Source organism: Marinimicrobium agarilyticum DSM 16975 (genome assembly GCF_000423345.1).
Lineage (GTDB): Bacteria > Pseudomonadota > Gammaproteobacteria > Pseudomonadales > Cellvibrionaceae > Marinimicrobium > Marinimicrobium agarilyticum.
On the sequence record NZ_AUHU01000014.1, the window covers coordinates 92,025 to 116,238 of the forward strand.

At 58.9% G+C, this 24,214-nt stretch carries 23 protein-coding genes; 7 read left to right on the plus strand and 16 right to left on the minus strand.

Going from position 1 to position 24,214, the window contains the following annotated elements:
- Positions 1-8 precede the first annotated feature (8 nt).
- The 7 genes from G547_RS0113995 to G547_RS0114025 all read right to left on the minus strand — a co-directional run bounded on the left by G547_RS0113995 (position 9) and on the right by G547_RS0114025 (position 7,545).
- On the minus strand, positions 9-1,391 hold the full coding sequence (locus G547_RS0113995; RefSeq protein ID WP_027330396.1) for a MotA/TolQ/ExbB proton channel family protein: 1,383 nt from the start codon (positions 1,389-1,391) through the stop codon (positions 9-11).
- The gene (locus tag G547_RS0114000; protein ID WP_027330397.1) at positions 1,388-2,170 is read right to left on the minus strand and encodes a DUF3450 domain-containing protein; all 783 of its coding nucleotides are present in this window, start codon (positions 2,168-2,170) and stop codon (positions 1,388-1,390) included. Before G547_RS0114000 ends, G547_RS0113995 begins: the two co-directional genes overlap by 4 nt.
- A gap of 274 nt (positions 2,171-2,444) precedes the next feature.
- On the minus strand, positions 2,445-2,945 hold the full coding sequence (locus G547_RS0114005) for a dihydrofolate reductase (RefSeq protein ID WP_027330398.1): 501 nt from the start codon (positions 2,943-2,945) through the stop codon (positions 2,445-2,447).
- Positions 2,946-2,978: 33 nt separating this feature from the next.
- Positions 2,979-3,818, minus strand: coding sequence for a thymidylate synthase (locus G547_RS0114010; protein ID WP_027330399.1), 840 nt, complete (start codon positions 3,816-3,818; stop codon positions 2,979-2,981).
- Positions 3,819-3,848: 30 nt separating this feature from the next.
- Positions 3,849-4,682: a prolipoprotein diacylglyceryl transferase gene (gene lgt, locus G547_RS0114015; RefSeq protein ID WP_027330400.1), complete on the minus strand. Its 834-nt coding sequence runs from the start codon at positions 4,680-4,682 to the stop codon at positions 3,849-3,851.
- 80 nt (positions 4,683-4,762) lie between these two features.
- Positions 4,763-7,024 (minus strand): phosphoenolpyruvate--protein phosphotransferase, encoded by a 2,262-nt coding sequence (gene ptsP / locus G547_RS0114020; protein ID WP_027330401.1) that lies wholly within the window; start codon positions 7,022-7,024, stop codon positions 4,763-4,765.
- Between the two features lie 2 nt (positions 7,025-7,026).
- Positions 7,027-7,545, minus strand: coding sequence for an RNA pyrophosphohydrolase (locus G547_RS0114025; protein ID WP_027330402.1), 519 nt, complete (start codon positions 7,543-7,545; stop codon positions 7,027-7,029).
- A 168-nt stretch (positions 7,546-7,713) separates the two neighbouring features.
- Between G547_RS0114025 and G547_RS0114030 the strand changes: the two genes are divergently transcribed.
- Entirely contained in the window at positions 7,714-8,370 is a 657-nt protein-coding gene (locus G547_RS0114030; protein WP_027330403.1) for a histidinol-phosphatase, read from the plus strand.
- A gap of 4 nt (positions 8,371-8,374) precedes the next feature.
- Positions 8,375-9,544, plus strand: coding sequence for an imelysin family protein (locus G547_RS0114035; RefSeq protein WP_027330404.1), 1,170 nt, complete (start codon positions 8,375-8,377; stop codon positions 9,542-9,544).
- On the opposite strand, the gene G547_RS0114040 is transcribed toward G547_RS0114035, so the two are convergent.
- Positions 9,538-10,143 carry a TetR/AcrR family transcriptional regulator gene (locus G547_RS0114040; RefSeq protein ID WP_027330405.1) on the minus strand — a complete coding sequence of 202 codons (606 nt, stop codon included), beginning with the start codon at positions 10,141-10,143 and terminating at the stop codon, positions 9,538-9,540. The two genes, G547_RS0114035 and G547_RS0114040, sit on opposite strands and share 7 nt — an antisense overlap.
- 104 nt (positions 10,144-10,247) lie before the next feature.
- On the opposite strand from G547_RS0114040, the gene G547_RS0114045 reads away from it, so the two are divergent.
- Positions 10,248-11,156 (plus strand): DUF1853 family protein, encoded by a 909-nt coding sequence (locus tag G547_RS0114045; RefSeq protein WP_027330406.1) that lies wholly within the window; start codon positions 10,248-10,250, stop codon positions 11,154-11,156.
- Between the two features lie 102 nt (positions 11,157-11,258).
- On the plus strand, positions 11,259-11,573 hold the full coding sequence (locus G547_RS0114050; protein ID WP_027330407.1) for a hypothetical protein: 315 nt from the start codon (positions 11,259-11,261) through the stop codon (positions 11,571-11,573).
- 38 nt (positions 11,574-11,611) lie between these two features.
- Here the strand turns inward: G547_RS0114050 and G547_RS0114055 are convergent, their stop codons facing one another.
- From G547_RS0114055 to G547_RS21560, 4 genes are all read right to left on the minus strand, one after another.
- Positions 11,612-12,511 (minus strand): 5-oxoprolinase subunit C family protein, encoded by a 900-nt coding sequence (locus tag G547_RS0114055; protein WP_027330408.1) that lies wholly within the window; start codon positions 12,509-12,511, stop codon positions 11,612-11,614.
- The gene (pxpB, locus tag G547_RS0114060; protein ID WP_211224564.1) at positions 12,508-13,221 is read right to left on the minus strand and encodes a 5-oxoprolinase subunit PxpB; all 714 of its coding nucleotides are present in this window, start codon (positions 13,219-13,221) and stop codon (positions 12,508-12,510) included. Before pxpB ends, G547_RS0114055 begins: the two co-directional genes overlap by 4 nt.
- Positions 13,218-13,985, minus strand: a complete 768-nt coding sequence (locus G547_RS0114065) for a 5-oxoprolinase subunit PxpA (protein WP_027330410.1) — start codon at positions 13,983-13,985, stop codon at positions 13,218-13,220. Before G547_RS0114065 ends, pxpB begins: the two co-directional genes overlap by 4 nt.
- A 132-nt stretch (positions 13,986-14,117) precedes the next feature.
- Positions 14,118-15,887 carry a cellulase family glycosylhydrolase gene (locus tag G547_RS21560; protein ID WP_157209885.1) on the minus strand — a complete coding sequence of 590 codons (1,770 nt, stop codon included), beginning with the start codon at positions 15,885-15,887 and terminating at the stop codon, positions 14,118-14,120.
- A 165-nt stretch (positions 15,888-16,052) separates the two neighbouring features.
- Between G547_RS21560 and G547_RS21565 the strand changes: the two genes are divergently transcribed.
- Entirely contained in the window at positions 16,053-17,231 is a 1,179-nt protein-coding gene (locus G547_RS21565) for an AraC family transcriptional regulator (RefSeq protein WP_051235495.1), read from the plus strand.
- On the opposite strand, the gene G547_RS0114080 is transcribed toward G547_RS21565, so the two are convergent.
- Positions 17,197-18,111: a substrate-binding periplasmic protein gene (locus tag G547_RS0114080; RefSeq protein WP_027330411.1), complete on the minus strand. Its 915-nt coding sequence runs from the start codon at positions 18,109-18,111 to the stop codon at positions 17,197-17,199. The two genes, G547_RS21565 and G547_RS0114080, sit on opposite strands and share 35 nt — an antisense overlap.
- Before the next feature lie 135 nt (positions 18,112-18,246).
- Between G547_RS0114080 and G547_RS21570 the strand changes: the two genes are divergently transcribed.
- Positions 18,247-19,350 carry a mechanosensitive ion channel family protein gene (locus G547_RS21570; RefSeq protein WP_036188747.1) on the plus strand — a complete coding sequence of 368 codons (1,104 nt, stop codon included), beginning with the start codon at positions 18,247-18,249 and terminating at the stop codon, positions 19,348-19,350.
- A 96-nt stretch (positions 19,351-19,446) separates the two neighbouring features.
- Positions 19,447-21,870, plus strand: a complete 2,424-nt coding sequence (locus G547_RS22790; protein ID WP_051235497.1) for a glycoside hydrolase family 88 protein — start codon at positions 19,447-19,449, stop codon at positions 21,868-21,870.
- 90 nt (positions 21,871-21,960) lie between these two features.
- On the opposite strand, the gene G547_RS0114100 is transcribed toward G547_RS22790, so the two are convergent.
- The 3 genes from G547_RS0114100 to G547_RS21585 all read right to left on the minus strand — a co-directional run bounded on the left by G547_RS0114100 (position 21,961) and on the right by G547_RS21585 (position 24,164).
- Positions 21,961-22,509, minus strand: coding sequence for a YdeI/OmpD-associated family protein (locus G547_RS0114100; RefSeq protein WP_027330412.1), 549 nt, complete (start codon positions 22,507-22,509; stop codon positions 21,961-21,963).
- Between the two features lie 500 nt (positions 22,510-23,009).
- Positions 23,010-23,627 carry a LysE family translocator gene (locus G547_RS0114110; RefSeq protein ID WP_027330414.1) on the minus strand — a complete coding sequence of 206 codons (618 nt, stop codon included), beginning with the start codon at positions 23,625-23,627 and terminating at the stop codon, positions 23,010-23,012.
- Positions 23,628-23,735: 108 nt separating this feature from the next.
- The gene (locus tag G547_RS21585; protein WP_051235499.1) at positions 23,736-24,164 is read right to left on the minus strand and encodes a DUF6010 family protein; all 429 of its coding nucleotides are present in this window, start codon (positions 24,162-24,164) and stop codon (positions 23,736-23,738) included.
- Between the last annotated feature and the right edge of the window lie 50 nt (positions 24,165-24,214).

The window sequence follows — 24,214 nt, forward strand, 5'->3', positions numbered from 1 at the left end:
TTTATCTCCTACTTGCGCTCAGCGTTTTCGGCCACAATACCGGTGGTCTGCTCATCCAGGATGTGGATGATACGCTTGGCGCGGCCATTGACGAGGGTATGCAGCAGAACCGTCGGGATCGCTACTACCAGACCCAATACCGTGGTGATCAATGCCGAGGAGATACCGCCGGCCATGTTTTTGGGATCACCCGCACCGAAGATGGTGATGGCCTGGAAGGTCTGAATCATACCAACCACGGTACCCAGCAGACCCATCAACGGCGCAACCGCGGCGATGATCTTCAGCAGGGACAGGCCACTTTCAATCTTCGGACGCTCTTTCAGAACGGCTTCTTCAAGCTTCAGCTCCAGAGTTTCCGGATCAACGCCCTTGTTGTCTTCAGCCACTTTCAACACGCGACCCAAGGGGTTGTTCTCACTCGGGGTGCTGGACTTCAGCTGAGAGCTTACTTTGGCGTTAACCAAGGTCAGTACGATGATGCGCCAGATACCCAGCAGGAAGCCGAAAATACCCACGGCGGTGATCACGTAGCCTACCGCACCACCCTGGTGCCAGCGCTCACCCCAAGTGGGGCTATCGATCAACGCAGTCAGCAGAGAGCCACCGGTTGGGCCGGTCGGGTCGATACCGACTGCCACCAGGCCAGACTCGGCGGCTTGCAGATTGGCGGCCGACTCCTGAATGTTGCCGGAGGGCTGACGAGCCAGCTCTTCCATCTTGGCGCCATCGGGGATGAAAGCCAGGTATTTACCGTCGGAGACCAGGTTGTAGGAGCCGATACGGACCACTTCCTGCTCTACTTTCTCACCGTCGGGCTTAATGACCTCATCATTAAAGGTCACGATTTTTCCACTTTCGACCATCTGACGCTGCAGCTCGTACCACAGACGCTCGATTTCCTCGATGCTCGGCAGACGAGTGTTGCTGTTCATCTTATCAATCAAACCGGCCAGAAACTCACCACGATCGGGGTACTGTGCGCTGATGATGGAGGTCTCGATGGTAGAACGCAGGTCACCGGCAGTAGAGGTCAGGTGACCGAACAGTTCGCGCAGAGAACCCAGACGCTCATTCAACTGGGAGCGCTTGGCATCTACTTCCAGTTCCTGTTCGTCGTATGTAGCTTCCAGGGTTTCAGAACGGTTCTCTTCCTGATCGCGCAGGTTGCGCGCCTCTTGCAGCAGTTGTTGCTGCTGATTGCGCTCCTGACGGAAGCGCGCTTCGCGCTCGCGGTGTTCCTGAGTTTCGTTCACACGAGACTCGCGAACCATCTCCAGCAGCTCATTGAGCGTACCGGCCTTGTCGGCGTCTTGGGCCAGGGCGACATTGGTGCTCAGCAGACCCGCTGCCAGGGCAACCAGAGAGCCCTTCAAAAACGTCATCTTCATTGTGCTGCCTCCGGAGCCTGAACGGGTAACATCATGATGTCCATACTTGCCTGGTCACGGGCAATACGCAAACCCTTGAGGATATTGTTGCGGTAGGAATCATCCAGTGGAACCCAGGCTTCCTGTTCTTTGTCCCAGGCACCTTGCTGTTCGGTGTCGGTGGTCTGATACATCAGAGAGATACGACCGACGCGCAGAATGTTCACTTCGCGCGGCTGACCGTCCACTTCCAAAGTATCGCGGTAGGTATCGAGAGTACGTCCGTACTCGGACTCGATGCGATAGGCTTCCAGAACCTGACGGAATTTTTCCGCCACGGAGATATCCGCACGATCCTGGTTTTCACGCAGCATCTCGATGCGGTCACGCCGCTCTTCCAGATGGAAAGGCATGTCCAGTTCGACAAACTGCTCAAGTGCGTCAAGCATATCCATTACCAGCGGCTGAATCTGACGCTCGATAACGGTCACTTGCTCGATAGACTGATCCAAGTCCCGCAGCACGCGCTGCTGGGCTTCGATTTGCCGCTCAAGCTGAAGGTTGTAGGTGCGCAAGCCCTCAATTTCCTTGTTGACAGTTTTGAACTGCTGCAACAGGTCATCAGTTTCCTGCGCCAGGCGGTCAATGCGCTGCTGGGACTCCTGGGCCATTGCGGTTTTGGCCTCACCGACCTGGATAATTTGCTCCAGGGTTTCATCTGCAACGGCAACGCTACCCATTAGCGCGCCGGCAGAAAGCGCGGTGGTCAGAGCCACGGCTTTCAATCGCTGCTTTTTCATATTTCCCCCAACTCGGGTGCTTGCATCAGATGAGTTTGCGACAGGCAGCTGCCACACAACACGTTATCCACACTTCGCCTCAAAAGGCAGGCAGAGCCTCTAGGAGGCAGCCAAGAACGCCGCATTGTAATAAGACCCTGAGTTCACATTCAATGCTTTAGGGAAACGGCTGCCGAAGTGCTACCAATCTACCCATTTGGGTAACAAAAAGTCACCTCGACTGTCTGCCCAGGGTAACAACTGTTCAGAAATTGAGCAGTCCATTTGGCTGTCATCAAGTTGTCACTCGTTCAAATTCCTGAAAAACATAGGAATACGGCTCCGTTTCGGCGCCAGCCCGCTCCCGGGAGAGGCTCCAATGAGTGTCGTCCAGCGCGGGAAAGAAAGCATCGCCCTCAACGTCCGCCTCCACGCGAGTCAGATAAATACGATCCGCCCAGGGTAGGCTCTGGCGGTATATTTCCTCTCCACCCATGATTATGACCTCCGCCACGTCGGGCTGTTCCCGCCGAACCAGTGCCAGCGCCGCCTCAATACTGTCCACCCAGTGTAGATCTGGGTTCTCGGAGGCTCGTGGCTGGCGGCTGATCACCACATTCAACCGACCCGGCAGGGGACGACCAATGGACTCGTGGGTTTTACGCCCCATGATCACGGGCTTGCCCATGGTGACAGACTTGAAATATTTCAGGTCCTCCGGCAAATGCCAGGGCAGCTCATTGTTGCGGCCGATCACGCCGTTACGCGCAGCGGCCACGATCATTGACACTTTCATGGTGTTTTATCTCCCATACAGCCGTCGGCAGCCCTACACCGCGATGGGCGCCTTGATTCTCGGGTGGGGGTCATAGCCCTCGAACTGAAAGTCGTCCAATTCGTAATCGAACAGGCTCTGCGGTCTGCGCTTTATCACCAGTCGCGGCAGCGCCCGCGGTTCACGGCCCAACTGCTCAAAAACGATATCGTCGGTCAGATGGTTGTGATACAGATGGCAATCACCAAAGGTATGTACGAAGTCGCCCACCTCCAGGTCGCACTGCTGGGCGATCATGTGGGTCAGCAGGGCGTAGCTGGCGATGTTGAACGGCACCCCCAGAAACAGATCGGCACTGCGCTGATACAACTGACAGGACAGCTTCCCCTCGGCCACATAAAACTGAAACAGGGTGTGGCAAGCCGCCAGCGCCATCCGCCCCTCGGCGGCATTCTCCTGGGGGCTGACGGACTCGTCCGGCAGGTCCGCTGGATTCCAGGCACTGACAATCAGGCGGCGGGAGTTGGGCTTGTGTCGAATCTGCTCAACCACATCGCTGATCTGGTCAATGGTGCGCCCGTCCGGGCAGGCCCAGCTGCGCCACTGCTTGCCGTACACCGGCCCCAGATCACCGTCGGCCGTGGCCCATTCGTTCCAGATCTTGCAGCCGCGCTCCTGGAGCCAGGTCACGTCGGTGCGCCCCTGGAGAAACCAGAGCAACTCCACAATGACGCTTTTCAGGTGCACGGTTTTGGTGGTGACCAGAGGGAACCCCTGGGACAGGTCGAAGCGGAGTTGACGGCCAAATACCGAGCGCGTTCCCGTGCCGGTGCGATCGCCCCGGTCCAGACCGTTATCCACCACGTCGCGCATAAGCGCCAGATACTGCTGCATAAGTCGTATTCCGATTGCGTTCGAAGGCGGTTACTGCCCGCTTGAAGGCCGTTGCCGTTGGCGTTGCCAGCTCCACACCAATAGGCCAATGCCGAGGAACAGCATCGGCAGGGAGAGCAGTTGCCCGCGAGTCACCCAGCCGAACAGGTCAAACTGGATGTGCTGGTCCGGTTGCCGGAAGAACTCGGCGAATATGCGGAAGCAGGCGTAGAGCACCAGAAACAGCCCGGCCACGGAGCCCCGGGGTCGGGGTTTGGAAGAATACCAGTACAGTACCGTGAACAGAACCAGCCCTTCGAGGGTGGCCTGGTAGAGCTGGGAGGGGTGGCGCGCCAGCCCTTCGGGGTCCTTCGGGAAGACCATGGCCCAAGGCACATCGGTCTGGCGCCCCCAAAGCTCCTGACCAATAAAGTTCCCCAGCCGACCGAAGCCTAAACCGATGGGCACCAGCGGGGCGACAAAATCATTGAGCGCCAGAAACGAAAGCCGGGCCCGCCAGGAAAACAGCGCCAGCGCCACGATCACGCCAAGCAGGCCGCCGTGGAAAGACATGCCGCCCTCCCAGACCCGGAACAGCCATAAGGGGTCACTCAGCCAGTAGTCAAAATGGTAGAAGAAGACATAACCCACACGCCCACCGAGGATGACCCCGAAAGCGACGTAGGTCACCAGGTTTTCCACATGAGAGCGCTGCACCACGGTGTGAGAAAAACCGGCCCGCCTCAGCGCCAGGAACCAGGCGATACCGATGCCAAGGAGGTACATCAGACCGTACCAGTGGATATCCAGCGGGCCGTATGATTGGCCCCCAAATTCGAAAGGGCCGATACTCAGGGCCACGGGATCAATGTCGGGATAGGTCATAGGTCTCGGGGTTCGCAATCAATGGGCGGAAGCCGGGGAATACTACCATTGTTGCCCCGGGAACACAGCCCGAGGGCGGGCTACTCTGTCGTGGCGGGGCGGATCAAGCGGGTCACCCCAAGGTCGCGCAGGGTTTCGTCCACGCGCACTCGGATTTGTTCCGCATCCGGCAGCACCATGACTTCCGACAGTAGTGAGCGGGCCTGCTCCAGGCTGACACTGCGAATGACCGATTTCACCTTGGGCAGGTTGGTCGCGTTCATGGACAGGACATCGTAGCCCATGGCCATCAGTAAAATCGCCGCGCCCGGGTCACCGGCCAGCTCGCCACAAATGCCCACGCTGACGCCTTCGGCGTGACCATCATCGACCACGCTGCGCAATGCCCGCAGCACGGCGGGATGGAAGGCCTGGTACACATCCGCCACCCGAGCGTTGTTGCGGTCGACGGCAAGGAGATATTGCGTGAGGTCGTTGCTACCCACGGACAGGAAGTCCACCCGCGCTGACAACTCCCGCGCCTGATACACCGCCGAAGGCACTTCAATCATCACCCCGATAGGGGGCAATTTGACCGAATGGCCCTCCTCGAGCAGCTCGTTGAAGGCCCGGTAAATCAGCACCTTGGCCGCGTCCAGTTCAGGAACACTGGTAATCATCGGCAGCAGGATTCGCAGGTTATCCAGGCCTTCACTGGCTTTGATCATCGCGCGAATCTGGGCCAGAAATATTTCCGGGTGGTCCAGGGTCACCCGGATCCCGCGCCACCCCAGAAACGGGTTGGCCTCTTCAATCGGGAAGTAAGGCAGCGCCTTGTCCCCGCCGATATCCAGGGTCCGCATCGTCACCGTGTGCGGGGCGAACGCCGACAACTGTTCCTGATAGATTGTGCGCTGCTCTTCTTCACTGGGGAAGCGGTCCCGCAGCAAGAAAGGCACTTCCGTCCGGTACAGGCCAACCCCTTCCGCGCCGCGCTCCAATGAGCGCACCACATCGGTCATCAGGCCGGTATTCACCCACAGCGGCAAGCGGTAATGGTCGGTGGTTTCGCAGGGCAGGTCCTTGAGCGCCTCAAGGCCCTTTACCAACTCCTGCTCTTCGAGGTAGATGGCTTTGTAGTGCTTGCGCAGCTCCGGGCCCGGGTCGCTGTACACCGTCCCCTTATACCCATCGACGATGACACGCCTGCCTTCCATCTGGGTATAGGGCAGATCCACCGCAGCCATTACCGTGGGGATATCCATGGCCCGAGCCAGAATGGCGACGTGGGAGTTACTGGACCCCTGCACCGAGACCAGACCGGCAAGCTTGTCCTTGGGAATCTCGCCCAGCATGGAGGCAGTGAGTTCCTCGCCGATCAGGATGGTCTGGTCCGGGTAAATCCGGCACTTCTGGTTGGACTCCTGCAGGTAAGCAAGCACTCGCCGACCCAAGTCGCGCAGGTCCGTCGCCCGCTCGCGCAGGTACGCATCGTTCATGCTGTTGAAGGTGCGTTCGTGCTCAAGAATCACATCCGCCCAGGCCGAAGGGGCGGCGGTACCCTGGCGAATCCGCTCGGTGACCTCCTTGCCCAACGAAGCATCGTTCAGCATCGCCAGGTAGGCATCAAACAACGCCTGCTCCTCGCGGTTGAGGCGCATTTTAAGTTGCTCGCCCAACCCTTTAATGTCATCGCGAACCGCTTCCAGGCAACGCTGGAAAAAGGCGAGCTCGGCCTCCACATCGGTGCAGGCCTTGAAAGGCACAGAGCGCAGATCGGCGGGGGGCGAAATGACCACCGCCTCCCCCATGGCAATGCCGGTGGCACCGGAAACCCCGACAAACTTGGCCTGGGCTGCTTTCTCTCCGATCGCCAACATGACGCCTGTGGCTTCGGCATGGGCGATCACCCCGGCCAGTTGGGCCGACATGGTCACCAGGAAGGCTTCGTCGCCCTCGTCAAACCGACGCCGCTCCACCTGCTGGACCACCAGCACCCCCAGCACTTTGCGGTGATGGATAATGGGCACACCCAGAAATGAGCTATAGCGTTCCTCCCCGGTTTCGGGAAAGTATTGGTAATTGGGATGGGTCTCGGCCTGCTCCAGATTAATCGGTTCTTCGCGAGTCACGACCCGCCCGACCAGGCCTTCATCGGCTTTAAGCCGCACTCGGCCCACGGCGTCAGCATTCAGGCCTTCGGTGGCCATGAGGACGTAGTCGCCCTCCGGCCCGCGCAGGTAGACCGAGCACACCTCGGTGTGCATGGCGGTCTTCACCCGGGAGACAATAATCGCCAGAGCGGTTTTCAGGTCCCGGGCGGCATTGACCTCCTGAACAATGGAGCGCAGCGAATTCAGCATAACTATCCGACCGAGCGGTGCGAGCCGCCAGCGCGGCCCGCCTCCAGGTGACTGTGGAAGGGCGCCAGTTCTTTCAGCGCCCGGCGATAGACTTCTCTTTTAAAAGCCACCACCTTGCCAAGGGGGTACCAGTAGCTGACCCAACTCCAGTCATCAAACTCGGCACGCCCCCCATTTTCCAGGCATATCTGGCTTTCCGGGGACGTCAGGCGCAACAGAAACCACTTCTGTTTCTGGCCCAGACAAAGTGGCTGAGAGTTATGGCGCACCAGACGGCTCGGCAACCGGTAGCGCAACCAGCCCCGCGTGCAGGCCAGGACGTCCACATCACCGCGGGTCAGGCCGACTTCCTCCTGCAGTTCCCGAAACAGCGCCTGCTCGGGGGACTCGCCGTCGTGGATGCCGCCCTGGGGAAACTGCCAGGCGTCCTGTCCCCCCACGCGCCGAGCCCAGAGCACCTGGCCCTGGTCGTTGGTCAAAACGATGCCCACATTGGGGCGGAAACCTTCGGCGTCTATCACGGGGTTCTGCCAGTCCTTAACCTTGGTCGTTATCAATGGATGCTTCAGCAAGTCGCTAATCAGCCTATTGTTCCATAAACCCAACTGAATCAGCAATTAGTGCAGTTGAGCCCCGCCCGCCGAGCGGCTATCCTAGGCGATCACTCAATTACCAACCGCAGGTACCCCGTGAGTCTGGCCATTTTTGACCTGGATAATACCCTGATCGCCGGTGACAGCGACCATCGTTGGGGCGAGTTTCTGGTACACAAGGCGCTGGTGGACCCCGAGGTCTACAAAGCCCGCAATGACGACTTCTACCGCGCCTACCAGGACGGCACGCTCGACATTCAGGAATATCTGATGTTCGCCCTGGCGCCCTTTGCGCGGCTGAGCGATGAACAGATCGCCGAGCTACAACGGGAGTTCATGGCCCACTGGGTCGAGCCCCTGATGCTTGAAAAGGCCCAGGCTCTGGTAAAGAAGCACCGCGATCTGGGCCACCAGTTGCTGATCGTCACCGCCACCAACAATGTCGTGACCGGTCCGATTGCCGAACGTCTGGGCATTCCCCACTTGCTGGCGAGCGAAGCCGAGCGCACCGAAACCGGCTACACCGGGCGGCCCACCGGCATCCCCTGCTTCCAGGGTGGAAAGGTCACGCGCCTGAAAGAGTGGCTGAAACAGTTCCCTCACGCTCTGGAGCACAGCCACTTTTACAGCGACTCCGCCAACGACTTACCCCTGCTCGAAGCCGTCGGCCACCCTACCGCGGTGGATCCGGACCCCCGCCTGGCACAGACCGCGCGCGAGCGGCAGTGGCCCATCATCAGTTTGAGAGACTAACACAGTGTTTCTTCGTACCCGCCTGTTGCTCATCAGCGTTCTATTCCTGTGGGGCTGTGACTCCGGTGAACCGGAAAGCGGCGCCAGCCTCTCGTCCGCCCCCCCGGCGGCTCCGCTGGGTGAGCCCGCGCCCGGGCTTGCCGAATCCACTCTCGCGGCCTGGCAACAGGGGGGCGATTGGTTGAGCGAAGCCCAGAGGCGCTGCGCGACGCTGCATGAGCAAATACAGACATTCCTGGCCACGCCGGAGCCGGCTCAACTGGAGAGCGCTCGCGCCCGGTGGCATGAATGCCATAACGGCTGGCACCGGCTGGACCCGCTGTTGGCGCTCGCCGACAGCAACCCGGGCCTGTTCGGTGACCTTGGGCGCGTGCGCTTCGCGATCGATGCCCATCCGCTACAGCCTGGCTACCTCGACTCGATTGACGGCTACCCCTACAGCGGCATCGTGAACGACATCACCCTCGCCATCACCGCTCGCACCCTCCGCGATCAGCATGGCCTGACCGACGACTCGGACGTGGTTCTCGGGCTCCATGCGCTGGAGTTCCTGCTCTGGGGAGAACAGGGCAAACGTCCGGTGGAAGACTATACCCACCAGATCGAACCGCGCGATGAGCAGCTATCCGACGAGCTAACCGAAGGCCAACTGCCCAACAACCGCCGACGGGAACTCCTGCGGCTGATCAGTCAATTGCTGCAGGACGACCTGGCAGCCACCCGCGAGCGGTGGCTGGCCTCCGAGGACCGTTGGTATCGCACCTACCGTAACCTCCATCCCGCCAGCCGCGTCGCCTTGCTGCGAGAAGCGTTGCGTGCGCTACTGCAAGACACGCTACCCACGGCCCTCGAAGCGGAGGCCGATTCGGAACAGGTCCACAGTCGCTTCGCCGGCCAGCCCCTCCAGCCCGTCGCCAGCGCCCTCAAGGGCGTGGGTGAACTCGCAAACATCGGGGAGCCCCCTCTGAAAACCTCGCTAGCGCCGGGAGAGAAAACCCAGCGTTGGAATCAGGGCTGGGGGCCGGTTGAGCAGTGGCTCGATAACAGGGAACACCTCACCCCCAGCGCACTCGCCGAGGCGCTACTGCAGTTGGGCGAAACCCTCAATCCCGAAATGGTCACCCCACCAACCTTGACAGAAGCATCGCAGGAGCAGAAAAGACCCCGTCAATGACGGACGCGATAAGTGTCCAGCAAGCCGTTGATATCGGTCAGGAGGGGTTCCAGCTCTTTCGAGGTGACCTGGCGCTGAGCGTACGAGCGCAGGCCCATAACCTGCACCTGCACCAGCCGGGCGAGTCGGGCGCAATCCACATCCGCACGCAGCTCCCCTTCCCGGCGCGAGCGGGTCAACAGGTCTTCAAAAATCTCTTCCATATCCGCCAGTAGCTCGTTGACCTTGATGCTCAGAGGTTCTTCTTCCTCCGTCACCTCCATCAACGTTTTCACGATCATACAGGCGCGAGCAGGCGCTTCGTCCTGCGCCGCCCCGCCGAGCACCAACTCTCGCAAAAAACTCTGCAGCGCCAACAGCGGAGAGTGGGCGCTGTCCAGGTGGGACTCCAGCTGGTTCACCATCTGAACGGCGTAAACGTCCAGCGCCTCCATAAACAGCGACTGCTTGCTGCCAAAGGCGGCGTATAGGCTGCCGGGGCGCATATCCAGCGCCTGCTCCAACTGCTTGAGCGACGTCGCGTGGTAGCCCCGAGCCCAAAACAGCGCCACCGCTTTATCCAGAGCGATTCTGCGATCGTATTTTGCAGCTCTAGGCATAATTTTCACCTCAATTGTTCAGTATTTTGAACACGACTCATCATAACGCGATGGGACCGGTAACAACAGGGAAGGGCACGCCGCATTTGCGATACACTGAGTCGATGACGACCTCACCCGATTTTCATCACCTGACCCGGCTCCGAACGCCCGCCATCCGTCACCTCGCCTGGATGCTTCGCGCTCCGAACCTGCTCACCAGCGCTCAGACGATTCAGTTTCCCGACCGCCCCCAGCTTCTGACCCGACTGGAGCAGTGGGACCGGGTACCGGAAACCGCCCCGGCGGTGCTCACTCAACCGCCGGAAACGCGTCTGGGGCAATATTTCGAGCGACTGTACGCCTGCCTGATGACCGATTTACTCGGCTGGGAGCTACTGGGCCGAAACCTCCCCGTGCGGCGGGACGGGAGAACACTGGGAGAGCTGGACTTTGTGCTTCGTCACCCGCAGACGGGGCACGTCGAGCACCACGAAATCGCCGTGAAATTCTACCTCGGACACCCCTCCGCCGAGACCGGAAAACCACTCTGGTACGGCCCCAACGCCAAGGACCGGCTGGACATCAAAACCGACCATATGCTCGGGCACCAAAGCCGCATGACCGAGCGGCCGGAAACCCGCGCCGCCCTGGTGAGCGCCGGCATAGAGCCGCCCCAAATCACCCGGCTGTTTATGCCGGGCTACCTGTTCTACCCCCACCACCGGCATTGGCCCGCACCGACCCGGGTTCCTTCAGACCACTGGCGTGGTCAATGGCGGTACCACCACGCCCTGACCGAATCCGAAACCCGTTACTGGGTGCCATTGCGCAAGCCTCACTGGTTGGGGCCCTGGGTGCAGGAAGAGACGCCGCGCCACGTTGACACCCTCGCGACACTGCAAGCCGTCTCGGAACAAGGCCGCCCTCGATTGTTCGCGGCAATGGCGTTTGATGCCGAGCATTCGATCTGGGTCGAAACCGAACGAACTTTTATCGTTCCTTCCGAATGGCCTGCGCCAACTCATTCGTAACGACAACGGCGCGGCCGTGCTACATCGCCTGCTGGGCATGGCGGCCTGTAGCCGTTACACTGCCAGGAAAAACATCACACAAAAAAGACAAGGGGACGCCTTATGTCTGCCTGGTGGACCTTGGGGCCATTGCTTCTATTTCTGATTTTTCAGGCGCTGCTCAACTGGCGCTTTATCGAAAACAGCCGCAGTCATCATCCCGACCTCTGGCAGGATCTGGGCAAACCGGCCGTGGCGAAGACGCTGCTATTGCATCCCAAGTCGCTGGAAAAATACGTGATCCACAAAGGCTACAAGGATTTGCCACAGGAGAGGGATCACACCTTCGCGCGACGCTACGAGGTGCCATTCAGAGTCGTGAACATCGGTGAGTGGGCATCCATCGCCCTGGTGGTGATTGATTTACTGTTTTTCTAACCGGCGCACTCACTGTTCATAAAGCGCAGGAAGACACTTCACTCTCGCTGGCATTCCTCCAGCGTCGCCGGCGCAAAGCGAACCGTGCCCCCGGGCTGACACTGGGCCAGAGCGAAAGCGTCCAACGGATGCACGGTGCCAATTTTCGGATAACCGCCGATGGTCTGGCGATCCTTCAGCAGCACAATGGGCAACCCATCGGGCGGCACCTGCACCGCCCCGAAAGGAATCGGTTCGGAGACAATGCCTTTCACGCGCGAGGCCACCGTTTCGCCTTCCAACCGGGCACCCATTCGGTCACTGCGCGATGACAATCGATAAGCCGTCCGATACAGACGCTCCAACGCCGCAGCGCTGAACCAACCGCGCCGCTCACTGATCATAAGGCGCAAGGTCACGGGTTTACGATAGTCGGGGATAAAACGCGAAGGCACGGTGCGCCCGAAAACCGCCCGCGTATCGGGGCACGGCAGGACATCACCTTCTTTCAACGGCGCGCCCGAGCCATCGAGCCCGCCCATTTTTTCACGCGTAACGGTGGCCACCGAACCAAAACAGGGGGCCACGTCAAACCCGCCCCGTACCGCCAGGTAAGCTCGAACACCACTGTTTGAAAAACCGAACTGCAACCGATCCCCCTCGGCCAGCGTATGGGTGCACCAGGGATTGATGGGACGGCCGTTTACGTTCGCCTGTTGATCCGCGCCGGTCAACGCAATTTGCAACGGCCGCTCCACCAACAGACACACCCCTCCCAAGGTCACCTCCAGCGCCGGCGCATTCGGGTCGTTCCCCAAAAGCCGATTGGCCCACCGAAAGGCGTGCTCATCCGCTGCCCCACCGGGGGAAAGTCCCAAGTGCTGGTAGCCAAACCGCCCCAGGTCCTGCAACAGCGTTAACGGCCCGGGTTTAATGACCTTCAGTCCGCCGGAGGTCACACCACATCTCCTTGCTCAAAGCGCCCGCCCCGAGCCAGAAATTCTGCACGGGAAATGGGAACGAAGCGGACACGATCGCCGGTCGCTACCGGACACAGCTGCGGTCGCGAGCGATCAAACATAGTCATGGGCGTGCGACCGATCAGGTTCCAACCTCCCGGCGTCGCGATGGGGTAAACCGCCGTCTGGCGGTCGGCCAAGGCCACCGAACCCACCGGCACCTTGGCGCGCGGCGTATCCAACCTCGGGGTGGCAAGTGCTTCGGGGGTTTCTCCCAGGTAGGCGAAGCCGGGGGCAAACCCGATGGCAAACACGTGGTAGTCAACCACGCAGTGTCGCGCAATGACTTCGTCAACGCTCAGCTGATGATAGCGCGCCACCCGTTTCAGGTCGGGTCCCACGACAGGGTCATACCAAACGGGAATCTCGATCTGTTCGCCGGCGTCACCGAGTTGCTGTTCATCAAGGGTCTGAAGCAGCGCGTTAACGCGGCCAGTCATTTCATTCACAGAGTGCGCCAGCGGATCAAAGCTGACCATCAAGGTGGTGTAGGAAGGCACCAGGTCACGCACCCCTTCGCCCAAGGTCTCGCGTAAGAGGTCTGTCGCTGCACGAATAATTGGCACCAGCGCGGGCGTGATCACCTCACCGAAACGGACCATCACCGCATCCGGGCCCAGGGTTTCCACCACCCAGGACGTCACCTTCACGCTGCTCCGTATAAACGGTCTAACGCGGTGCGGATGGCACGAACGGCCCGCACTGACTCGTCATTATCGCCGTGGACGCAGAGCGTATCGGGGGCCAGCGCAAGCAGGCTTCCGGAGAGGGTCACCAGCGTGCCCTCTTCCGCCAAACGCAGGGACTGCTCCAGAATGCGAGCCCGATCGGAATAGACCGCGCCCTCCTGCTCCCGCGGCACCAGTAACCCCTGCTCGCCGTAGGCCCGGTCGGCAAACGCTTCGAATAGGAGCTTCACTCCAAACTCCTCCGCGATGTCCGACACCCGCTCATTGTCGGCGCGGGCCAACACCATTAACGGCAACGACGCGTCAAACGTGGCGACGGCTTCCAGCACCGCGCGCAAGACGTCGTGATCCCTCATCATGTCATTGTAGAGCGCGCCGTGAGGCTTCACGTACCCGAGCGCCAACCCTTGCGCCCGGGCCAGGCCCGCCAACGCCCCCATCTGGTACTGCACAATCGATACGATTTCCAACGGAGTACACTGCATGCTTCGTCGCCCAAACCCCACCAAGTCGGGATAGCTGGGGTGCGCCCCTACAGTGACGCCGGCCTGCCTGGCCAGCAACAGGGTCCGCGTCATAGTGACCGCATCGGAGGCGTGAAAGCCACAGGCAATGTTCGCCATATCCACCAGCGGCATCACCTCTTCGTCCCGCCCCATTCGCCAGGGACCGAAGCTCTCGCCCATATCACAGTTCAGCAGAAGCCGTTTGGAAGGGGGACTCATAAGCGCCTCATGGGAAATCGGGGTTAGCGCGAGTTTACCCCATCCGCCGGACTCGATTCGAGCACCCCCTCGTAAAAACGGCGGGCAAGGCCCGCCGTTTTTACATTGAGACGTTAGCTCGAAACAATGCCTTTACCAACTACCAAACTGAAGCGTATAGCTGGAGGGCGCCTGTTTGACATATATGTAGTGCGTGCAATGGTTGGCTCCGGTCGACACGGCGGTAAAGCCATTTACCACCTGCGCCACGTCGCTCAGTGTCTGACCATTACAGTTGGTGATGTCGTACAGCGTACCCTCGCTCACGTTCCAGCTACCCAGACGCAGCTGGCCACTGCCATGCTGATACGACACGCATTGGCCCTGTGAAACCGTCACCGTGCTTCCACCGCTGCTCACGGCGTTGTCGGCATTGCACCCTGAACCACTGGGAACGCTGGTTGAAGCGCTGCTTGAAGATTGGCTGGAGCTGGAGGACTGGCTGGACGAGGAACCGGAGCCATTGCGCTCGACGACTTCGAACCAGTTGATATTCCAGCCGTCTCCCGTTGCTCGCAAGGTGAGCGCCTGCTCTCCGGCCGGAAGATCCACCTCGCGCTGAAGAGTCGTCCAGTTCTGCCAGCCGCCGGTGGCCGAGGATTGCACCACATCCAGCACCGTGCCGCTGTTTGCGGCCTCCAGGTTAAAGTAAGCGCCGTTATCCAATGACGCGAGCCGATAGTTCACCTCGTAAATACCGGCGGTTGGTACATCAATGGCGTACGTCATTGTGTCTCCGGACTCAATCCAGCCGACATTGTCACCGCCACCGCTGTCCGTAGTGGCTTCGGTCTGCACACCGCTCATGGAGCAATAGTCTTCCGCCTCGACCTTTCCCGGTACCGCCACGGCCGAGCAGCCACCAGAGCCGTTGTCACCGGTATCGCTGTCACTCCAGTTTCGAACGATGTCCCGGACCAATGTGCCCGAGGCCGTGTACTGCCCGTCGGACCAACCACCGTTGGGGCTGGCTCCTGCCACCAGGGCAGAGGCGCCTTCGTCCTTATCGTTCAACGCCCAGTTGGCGTGACTGATGTTGTTCTGCTCAAAGAAATCCATCCAGACAGTGGTTTCGTTATAGGCGACGCCGCCATCACCATCGGCATTGACCGTCCCCCACTCAGTGGCGAACAGAGGGATGCCCCGATCCAACGCATACTGCGCTTTGTCCCGCAGGTATTGAGTATGGGTGCCCGCGTAAAAGTGCAGGGTATAGGCAATATTGCTGTAGTTGGTGATGGGGTCGTTGGCGGCCGCATCCACGTCCTGAGACCAGGTGGGCGTACCGACGATAATCAGATTGTCCGGATCAATGGCGCGAATGGCCGAAATCACCTGCTCGGCATAGGGCTTGATGGTGCCACTCCAGGACACGCTCAGTGGCTCGTTATAAATCTCATAAATCACATTGTCATACTGGCCATACTCGGACGCCATCTGCTCGAAAAAATCGATCGCGCTTTGGGTGTAGTCCTCGGCATGGTGACTGTGCCAATCGATAATCACATACATATCATTGGCGATGGCGGCGTCCACCACGGTTCGTACTTTGCTCAAATTACCGGCGGGGTCCTCCAGGTAGCCGCCTTCTTCATCCACGCCCATGGCGGCGCGGATCAGCTGCGCATTCCAGTCCTGAGCGACACTGGAGACGGCCCCAGCGGTGTAATATTTCTCACCGCCCCAGCCATTGTTGCTCCAGAACAGACTGGGCCCGGCTATGCTGTCGGGCGTGCCGCCAAACAGCAGTTGGTTGCCGCTTGTCGTGATTGGCGCCACATCCGCGTGGGCGCCCAAGGTGAATACCGAAAGAACCAGAGCCGAGAGAACCGACAACATTCGTCGAGTGAGTGATAAGGTCATGATCGCGAGCCTCCTTTGAAGGTATTATTATGAAGTTACCGGCAGGATAACGGCCGGAGCTCTATTGAGCGGTATCCGCCGCCTTGAGGCTACCCACTTTGTGCAACCCGGCAATGTGGGTAGCCGACTCGGTCACACTTTTGTCCAAAAATGAGTCTAATAATAATGAAGGAGTCTCTTTTCAACATCCACGAAGTGGTGCTGGTCATCACCGTGGTCGAGTCGCTGCTACTGGGTGTAGGCGTCTTGGTGCTCCCCCGCGATCGCCTTCCCTCCCACCGCTTGCTGGCTGCTCTGCTGTTTCAGATCGCCGTCATTCTGGCCTGTACGCTCGTTGTCTGGAACCCTCACCTGCAAAGTACGCCATTGTCGGGGTCGGTCACCACTCCCGCCCTGCTGGCCTTTGGACTGCTGTCGCTCGGCCCCACGCTTTATCTGTATATGCAGTCACTCACCCACCCCGTGACGGTGAGATCCTGGCGAACACTCGCTCACTACTTACCCGCCACAGCCGCCGCCACCGTCATATTGAGCGCTGATATTACCTTGGCGGACTGGCTGCCCTGGAATTGGCCCGCCTTGCCAGAGTATGAAAACCGTCTGGTGCGGGGCATCTGGGCCGCGTACAAGTGCCAGCCCCTCGTATACGCCGCGCTTTGTTGCCTGGCCGAGTATCGGCTGCGCCGCCAGCTCAAACATCGCTACGCCAACCTGTCCCACTGGGAACTGCGCTGGGCCGAGCTGATTCTGGGCGGGTTTTCCCTTCACTGGCTATGGGCGTTTGTGGCCTATTGGATCTCCGGCTACGTCAACAGTGACTTGAACGAAACCATGGGGATTATCAGCAACTACGTGACGGTGGCACTGATTAACGGCCTGTTCATCTTCGCCATGGTCAGCGGACGCAAGACGCTGATCTTGCCTGAAATACCGGAGCCGGCCACCGAGCACAAGCCCATTATTGATGAAAGCGGGGAAAAACTGCAGGCGATTGACCGGGCCATAACCCACCATCAGTTACACCTGGACGCCCATATCAACCTGGAGCGGTTCTCCACCCACTGCGGACTCAGGCCCCGGGAGGTTTCGGCACTGATTAACGCCCACCACCACAAAAACTTTTTTGAGTTTATTAACTACCATCGGGTGGAGGAAGTGAAACGACGGTTATCCGAAGACAGCCAGGAGACCATACTGGACATCGCCCTGCAATCCGGCTTCAACAGCCAGTCAGCCTTCCAGCGGTTCTTTAAACGACTGGAGGGCATTACCCCCTCCCAGTACCGCAGGCGGGTAAGCGGGAATGACGCTATCGAAACTCGGCGCCCGCCTGAACCGACTTGAGAAGGTAGGGCTTATCACTTTCGTAAAAACTCGGGTCAATATTGGTGTTGGGCAAGTAAAAAACCCTTCGGTTTTCGAGGTTCAACATTGCCAGGGACCCACTGAAGTAGCGGTTGAAAAGCTCATCCAACTGCCCGTTCTTGTACGCCAGCGCCAAACCGTATTCGATACGCTCGGCGAGCACAGGTTGGGTTTTGGAAACAAAAAAATACATTGGCAAGTAGGTGTACAAGGCAATACCGTCAACCACGGCAAGCTCCGGCATATCCGGCTGGTATCGCTTCAGCTCCGCTGCCGCTTCGTAGACACTGCGCATCAGCAAGTCAAAGCGATCCGCATTCAACATGGGCAACAACGTAGGGTAGGGACCGCCATAGACCACCTTAAAGCCACCATCCTCCAGGATTTTTCCTGTAGACCAACCGGGGCCCTGCCCGATTCGTAGCTTTTTCAGTGCATCCAGATTGTCGATGGCGTTGAAGGCCGCGACGTTCTTGCGGCGGGCCAAGAACAGGCGATAGCTCGCCAACCCCTTCATGATTGGCAGCGGCACCCGCTCGGTTTTCTCCAACCATTCGGGCATCGGCATGGAAATAGCCACGGAGAGATTGTCGCCGTTTTCCAGCTCCAACAGCTGACGTTTAATCACCGTTTCACCGGTCTGCCGAACCAACTCATAGGGGCCGTAGCGTCGCTCTGATAATGTCAACGTCATCTCAAGCAGCGCATTGGCGTATTGCCGGTGCAGACCAGCCACTTCCATATGCGGAATTTTCACGACAGTAGGAGGCTGAGGCACCGCTTGCGCCTGCAGGCAGCCTGTCACGCCAGACAGTAACCAACCGCAGCAACCACTAATGACTCTGACCCGGCTCAGCATAATGGGGCTCTTGTTCGGGGAAAGACTCCCCATTTTAGCGCATCGGGCTCGATTCAACCCTCGTTAACGAAAAAAGTCTTGGGGTATAGAAATTGCATATCTCAACATAGCCACACATCACCACGAGATCGGTGAATGGACAAGTTTCCCCTCAGTGAACACCTGCTTAACCCCTGGGTTATTGCCACCGGCACCGCCCTGGCGACATTATTGCTCCTTTTATTGATCAAGCGCCTCATCTTGGGGCGGGCCGTTGCGGTAGTTGGGCGCAGCCGCTTCACAATAGACTCTCTGATTCTCTCGGCGCTCTCCTGGCCACTCACGTTTCTCATCCTGTTTGTTGCCGTGGCAATGTTCAAGGCGGCCAGTGCCCAGCTCGGACTGAGCTCAGCGTACATCACCACCTACGCCGCCCCTATCGAGTATTTCCTGCTGATTCTCGCCATCATAGTGTTTGTCGATCAGTTTTGTAGCGGCGCCATTGACGCCTACTCACAAGGTTCCGAGTCGCTGCGCAGCAGCCGCAGCATTTTGCTGGGAATCACCCGTGGCATCATATGGGGCCTGGGCCTGCTGATACTCATGGGCACGGCGGGCATCTCCATCACCCCCGTGGTCGCCTCGTTGGGCATTACCTCACTTGCCGTCGCTCTGGCCCTGCAACCGACCCTGGGCAACTTCTTCTCCGGCGTGCAGCTGGTGATGGATAAACCCATCCGGGTGGGGGACTTTATTGAGATCGAGTCGGGAGAGCAGGGCTTTGTGGAGCGCATCGGCTGGCGCTCCACCTGGATCCGGATGCTGCCCAACAACATGGTGATCGTGCCCAACAGCCTGATATCCGGGTCCAAGATCATCAACTACTATTACCCAGAGAAAGAACTGTCAGTGCCGGTGGAAGTGGGTGTTCACTACAGCTCTGATCTGGACCACGTCGAGCGTGTAACCCTGGAAGTCGCCCGGCACGTATTAAAGACGCACGAGTGGGGTGTGGATGACTATAAGACGTTCGTGCTCTTCCACACCTTTGACAGTTCCAGTATCAATCTGACCGTGATGCTCAGAGCCAAGGAATACTTCAACCGCTTCTGGATAAAGTCCGCATTTTTAAAAGCGCTTCACAAACGCTACGCTGAAGAGGGCATCATCATTCCCTACCCCATCCGGGCCATCAATCTGGACCAGGAACAGGTTCGAGCGGCTTTTGAAAAGCGGGAGCCGCCAGAGCACCTCGAGTAGCCGAATATGTACTATTGTATTAATTGAGATGCTACCATTCACTCCACATCAACGACTAACCTCAAACAATAAACCCCGAGAGTGGAGAACAACCGCATGAGACTCTTCGCGCGCGTACTGTCCCTGGGCACGCTATTGCTATTATTTGGCTGCCAGCATGCGTCGGCACCACAAACCGCCGACATCACCCCCGAATCCGTCAAGGCCCTGACCAAAAAAGTCGCCGACTGGCAAATCGAGCATTTCGAGGAGCAAGGCAAATACCGCGCTCTGCCCACTGACCCACCCGAGTGGGCCAACCGGGAGCAGTACCACGACCTGGAGTGGCACAACGGCGCGCTTTACGCGGGCATGAACCAGTGGCGCCAAATCGCCGAGGACCCCAAGTACACCGAATGGCTGATGATGATCGGCGAGCGCAATGACTGGCAACTGCACCGGCGCCCCTACCACGCCGACGACCACACCGTGGGCCAGTTCTATCTCTCGCTGTACGAGGACTTCAATGACCCCGAGATGCTGACGCCGACCAGAAAGCAGTTCGACTGGATTCTGGAGAACCCGAAAACCGGCACGCTGGTCTGGGATGCGGAAAACACCCACGCCCACGACCGCTGGGGCTGGAGCGACGCCCTGTTCATGGCACCGCCGGTATGGGCTCGCCTGGCGAAAGTCACGGGCGAGGACAAGTACCTCGAGTTCATGCACCAGGAGTACATGGCCACCTACGACCTGCTCTGGAGCGAGGAAGACCACCTGTTCTTCCGGGATTCGAGCTATTTTGACCAAAGTGAGAAGAACGGTGAGAACATCTACTGGTCCCGCGGCAACGGCTGGGTGTTTGGCGGCCTGGCGCTGATGATTCCCGACTTGCCCCACACCTGGGAGGAGCGCGACTTCTACCTGACGCTGTACAAGCAAATGGCGCGCAAACTCAAAACCATTCAACGCGAAGATGGCACCTGGTCCATGGGTCTGCTCGGCGGCACTGAAGGCTACCCGATCAAAGAAACCAGCGGCACCTCCTTCTTCACCTTCGGCCTGGCCTGGGGCATCAACCAGGGCATACTGGACCGTGAGACTTACGAGCCCGTGGTACTGCGCGCCTGGGAAGCACTGGCCGCCGCCGTCACCGACGAAGGGTTGCTGGGCCACGTCCAACCGGTTGGCGCCGCCCCCGGCGACTCCTTCCCTGACTACACCGAAGTCTACGGCGTAGGCGCCTTCCTGGCGGCCGGCTCGGAGCTGTACAAAATGCTCAAGATGGACGAAGTCGGCGCCCAGTACTTTGAAGACCCCATCCAGACCTTCATGTACAACGGTGGCTGGTGCTGGTTTCAGGACCCGCGCGCCATCATCCACAACGGCCGCCTCATCGTGGGCGGTGTGGCCGGCAACGGCATCGGCGATGCCGCCGTGGGTGTGTATGACCTCGGCAACGACGTCCGCCTGGGGCGAACCACCCTGCACAAGCACTTCGACCACGACGACCACAACGCCCCCGCCTTCTACCCCCGTGAGGATGACAGCATCCTGGCCGTCTACGCCCGGCACAGCACTGAGAACAAACACTACTACCGCTTTTCCGAGCCGGATGACTACCTGCAGTGGGGTGAAGAGTTCACCATCAAGGCCGACGAGCCGGTCACCTACATGAACCTCTTCCATCTCGAGGACGAAGACACGCTTTACAACTTCTACCGCGGCATCGAGTGGAACCCGACGCTTGTCACCTCCAACGACGGCGGTGAAACCTGGGGCGACGCCATTCACTTCATCAAAAGCGAAGTCGAAGGCCGCAACCGTCCCTACCCACGCTACGCGAGCAACAACAAGGACACGGTGGGCGTGTCCTTCACCGATGCCCACCCGCGCGTCTACGGCACCAGCCTCTACTACGCTGAGTTCAGAGACGGCAACTTCTACAAAGCCGACGGCACCTTCATCAAAAACCTGGAGGAAGACGGCCCCCTCAAACCCTCAGAGGCGGAACGCGTGTTCGAAGGTAGCGGAGAAGGCTTCCGGAGTAACGAGCTCAGCGCCCGCAACAGCGCCTGGACCAGCTCGCTCGTGTTCGACGACCAGGGCCACCCGCACATTGGCTACAGCCTTTACCTGAGCAACACCGACCAACGCTACCGCATCGCCTCCTGGGACGGTGAAAAGTGGATCGACCGCGAAGTCGCCTTCGCCGGCACCCAGCTGTACGAGCGAGAGGCCAGCTATACCGGCCTGATTACCCTCAACCCGGAGGACCCGACCGAGGTGGCCATTTCAGCCGACGTAAACCCCTCCACCGGAACGGCTCTGGAAGGCAAGCATCAGATTTTCCGTGCTCATATCGGCGAGGAAGACAACACTTCCACCGTTGAATGGAACCAAGTCACTCACGACCCGGCGCGGCACAACATCCGTCCCATGTTCGTTCCGGGCGAGAAGCAAGACGCCCTGGTATGGGTGCGGGGCCAGTACAACACCTACACGGACTACTACATGGACACCGTGGGGATTATCGAGTAACCCCTCTAAAGCATAATGCTTCGGGTCACTAACAGGGAGGTCGTGACCCGAGCGCCTCTCCTCAGAACATCCCGCGATAGCAACACCACACTATACGGCCTTGGGTGCGCTGAACGCCTTGCTGTAATAGCCCGACGGATCAAAACAACAAACCCGCTTTTTACCCGACGCCAGCATATCGCAGGCATCGTTGATCCGCTTTGCGCGGGTTTTCGCCTGCTTGGCCGACGTCACCCAATGAACCCAGTCCAGCCTGGCGATGGCCGTTGTACTATCCCAGGTCGCTTTCGCTTCGGGGGCTTCATTTAACGCCTCCCGGAAATCCGGGGGCACCTCAGGCTCGGGCTCTTGGTCGACGGCCTCGACGTCGAAATGCGCCTCGTCGCCGAAGTCCAGGCCTGACCGCAGGAGCAGCTCAGCATTGAGTTTTAACCAATGACTCTTCTGCCCATCAGGCTCCAAAAGAACACGGAACTCATGACCGTTAACACTACCCTCCACCGTGACACGTCCTCGCCTGGGCAGTTTTTCGCTGACCTCTTTAGGAAGAATCACGAATGCCCAAGGCTGGTCGTCGCCCGGGCTCTCAGGGCAAAGCAGCTCGGCAGTGAACTCAGAGCTCGTATTTTTGGGTGTCATTGATCATTCCGCCACAAAAGAAAACAGGTTTATGCCAAGCTGAATATGCTAAGGCTTGCCAGGATTGGCTCCCGGCCTCGTTAAGGAGTGGCCAGTGGTCACAGTCGCCAGTTAGGTTTATTGCTGCCTATTCGAATTGACTATTTGTGTAACGATTAAAAATGCCGCGTAGCCTATCCATGACGTGAAGAATACCAATATTGACCAACCAAATTTCTCGGCCCCTCTAGCACGCTTTGAGAAGACCGTGAGGAAAAGCGGAATAAGGAAAGACCCCAAAACAATCAAGATTATTAACAGTTGGAAAAGACTTATGCCACCCATAAACTCACCTTTTTATTAAGACAGACGAGGAGGTTAGCAAACTTTCTATCTCTTAAAAACCTAACAGGCCTTCAGATCGACGCAAAACGCGTGGTCCCTGCCTCATCTCTTCTGCCTTCGAGAGCGCCGCTGAAAGAATTTACGAGCAACGACCAAGCTACACCTCGCTCTCGGAATTACGGTTTTACAATTAGATAGGCGCCCGTGACCGCCATAAGACCACCCGCACTCGCTTTTATAGCTCGCGCTCCTTTAAACGATCTGGAGAAGGAGACGATTTTCGTGGCCGAGTACGCATAACCCAACTTGACACCGCCCACCGCCACGATAGTCAGAACAACAATGATGGCGATATCCGAAGCCGTGATCGCGGCCAGGTCAACAACCGCGGGAAACAGGCTCGCATAGAACAGTATGGCCTTCACGTCACCAAGAGTAAGAAATAATCCGGAAAGGAAACTCGCTGATAAGGTCGACGCCGACCGCTCGGGAGTCTTCAGTTTCAACGAGGGCTTAGACCTCATAAGGCTGATACCGAACCAGACGAGGTACGCGCCAGCCAGATATCTCAGAACCAAGAAGACGCTGCCCATCGCTTCGGCCAACGCCGCCATGCCAAGAACCGCGAGACAAACAAAAATGAGATCGCCGACCACGACTCCGGCCGCGACAGCACCGCCATTCAGAAACCCGGCCGTTGAGGATCGAACGACCACCAAGGCGACGCTGGTGCTCGGAACCAGTGCCAACGCCGTCATCACGGCAAACAACAGTATTGTCTCGACCAGGCCCATCGTCATTTCCCGAGTTTAAGCCGCGACGGCATGACTGATGACTCTTTAACAAACGGCCATTATTGTCAACCCCACAGCCTCCATCGGCAACAGCCTGGGCCGATCACATCAGGGCTCCTCTCCCGGCGGCACAATCCTCGCCTTACCGCGCCGCCACAGCCACCAGACCCAAAACGCCACGGTGACATCAAAACCCGCGCAAAATGCCGGCCACCAGGTAGGCACATCTGGGTTAGAGACGAAATTGTTGTGGAAGACATCGAAGACGCCGTGCAACAGTAGGCCGAAGATGGCGATAGGGATATAGAAAGCACCGCCGACGAGAGCAAGGATCAGGAACAGGAAAGCAGCGGTGAGCTCTTGAATGATGATCAATGAGCTGCCATTTGCGAGGGCAAAGCCCACATAGAAGACGGCGACCACAACCAAGAGCACCGGCGCGAACAACCGTTTCTGATCAAGCCTGACCAGCCTCGCCAACGCGGCGAAACCCAGGGCCAATACGACCCCCGAGATAAGTGACAATAACCAGCTCATAGGTTCTCCAGGTTTCTATGGCTCCATGCCCATAGCCACCGCTGTTGCGT

Excerpts from the sequence above, each read along its gene's own strand:
- G547_RS0114100 (WP_027330412.1), bottom strand. The coding sequence starts at position 22,509 with ATGACACCCAAAAATACGAGCTCTGAGTTCACTGCCGAGCTGCTTTGC.
- G547_RS21560 (WP_157209885.1), bottom strand. The coding sequence starts at position 15,887 with ATGACCTTATCACTCACTCGACGAATGTTGTCGGTTCTCTCGGCTCTG.
- G547_RS0114010 (WP_027330399.1), bottom strand. The coding sequence starts at position 3,818 with ATGCAGCAGTATCTGGCGCTTATGCGCGACGTGGTGGATAACGGTCTG.
- G547_RS0114065 (WP_027330410.1), bottom strand. The coding sequence starts at position 13,985 with ATGAGTCCCCCTTCCAAACGGCTTCTGCTGAACTGTGATATGGGCGAG.
- ptsP (WP_027330401.1), bottom strand. The coding sequence starts at position 7,024 with ATGCTGAATTCGCTGCGCTCCATTGTTCAGGAGGTCAATGCCGCCCGG.
- G547_RS0114045 (WP_027330406.1), top strand. The coding sequence starts at position 10,248 with ATGACGACCTCACCCGATTTTCATCACCTGACCCGGCTCCGAACGCCC.
- G547_RS0114080 (WP_027330411.1), bottom strand. The coding sequence starts at position 18,111 with ATGCTGAGCCGGGTCAGAGTCATTAGTGGTTGCTGCGGTTGGTTACTG.
- lgt (WP_027330400.1), bottom strand. The coding sequence starts at position 4,682 with ATGACCTATCCCGACATTGATCCCGTGGCCCTGAGTATCGGCCCTTTC.
- G547_RS0114040 (WP_027330405.1), bottom strand. The coding sequence starts at position 10,143 with ATGCCTAGAGCTGCAAAATACGATCGCAGAATCGCTCTGGATAAAGCG.
- G547_RS0114000 (WP_027330397.1), bottom strand. The coding sequence starts at position 2,170 with ATGAAAAAGCAGCGATTGAAAGCCGTGGCTCTGACCACCGCGCTTTCT.
- G547_RS21570 (WP_036188747.1), top strand. The coding sequence starts at position 18,247 with ATGGACAAGTTTCCCCTCAGTGAACACCTGCTTAACCCCTGGGTTATT.
- G547_RS21585 (WP_051235499.1), bottom strand. The coding sequence starts at position 24,164 with ATGAGCTGGTTATTGTCACTTATCTCGGGGGTCGTATTGGCCCTGGGT.
- G547_RS0114110 (WP_027330414.1), bottom strand. The coding sequence starts at position 23,627 with ATGGGCCTGGTCGAGACAATACTGTTGTTTGCCGTGATGACGGCGTTG.
- G547_RS0114005 (WP_027330398.1), bottom strand. The coding sequence starts at position 2,945 with ATGAAAGTGTCAATGATCGTGGCCGCTGCGCGTAACGGCGTGATCGGC.
- G547_RS21565 (WP_051235495.1), top strand. The coding sequence starts at position 16,053 with ATGAAGGAGTCTCTTTTCAACATCCACGAAGTGGTGCTGGTCATCACC.
- G547_RS0113995 (WP_027330396.1), bottom strand. The coding sequence starts at position 1,391 with ATGAAGATGACGTTTTTGAAGGGCTCTCTGGTTGCCCTGGCAGCGGGT.
- G547_RS22790 (WP_051235497.1), top strand. The coding sequence starts at position 19,447 with ATGAGACTCTTCGCGCGCGTACTGTCCCTGGGCACGCTATTGCTATTA.
- G547_RS0114050 (WP_027330407.1), top strand. The coding sequence starts at position 11,259 with ATGTCTGCCTGGTGGACCTTGGGGCCATTGCTTCTATTTCTGATTTTT.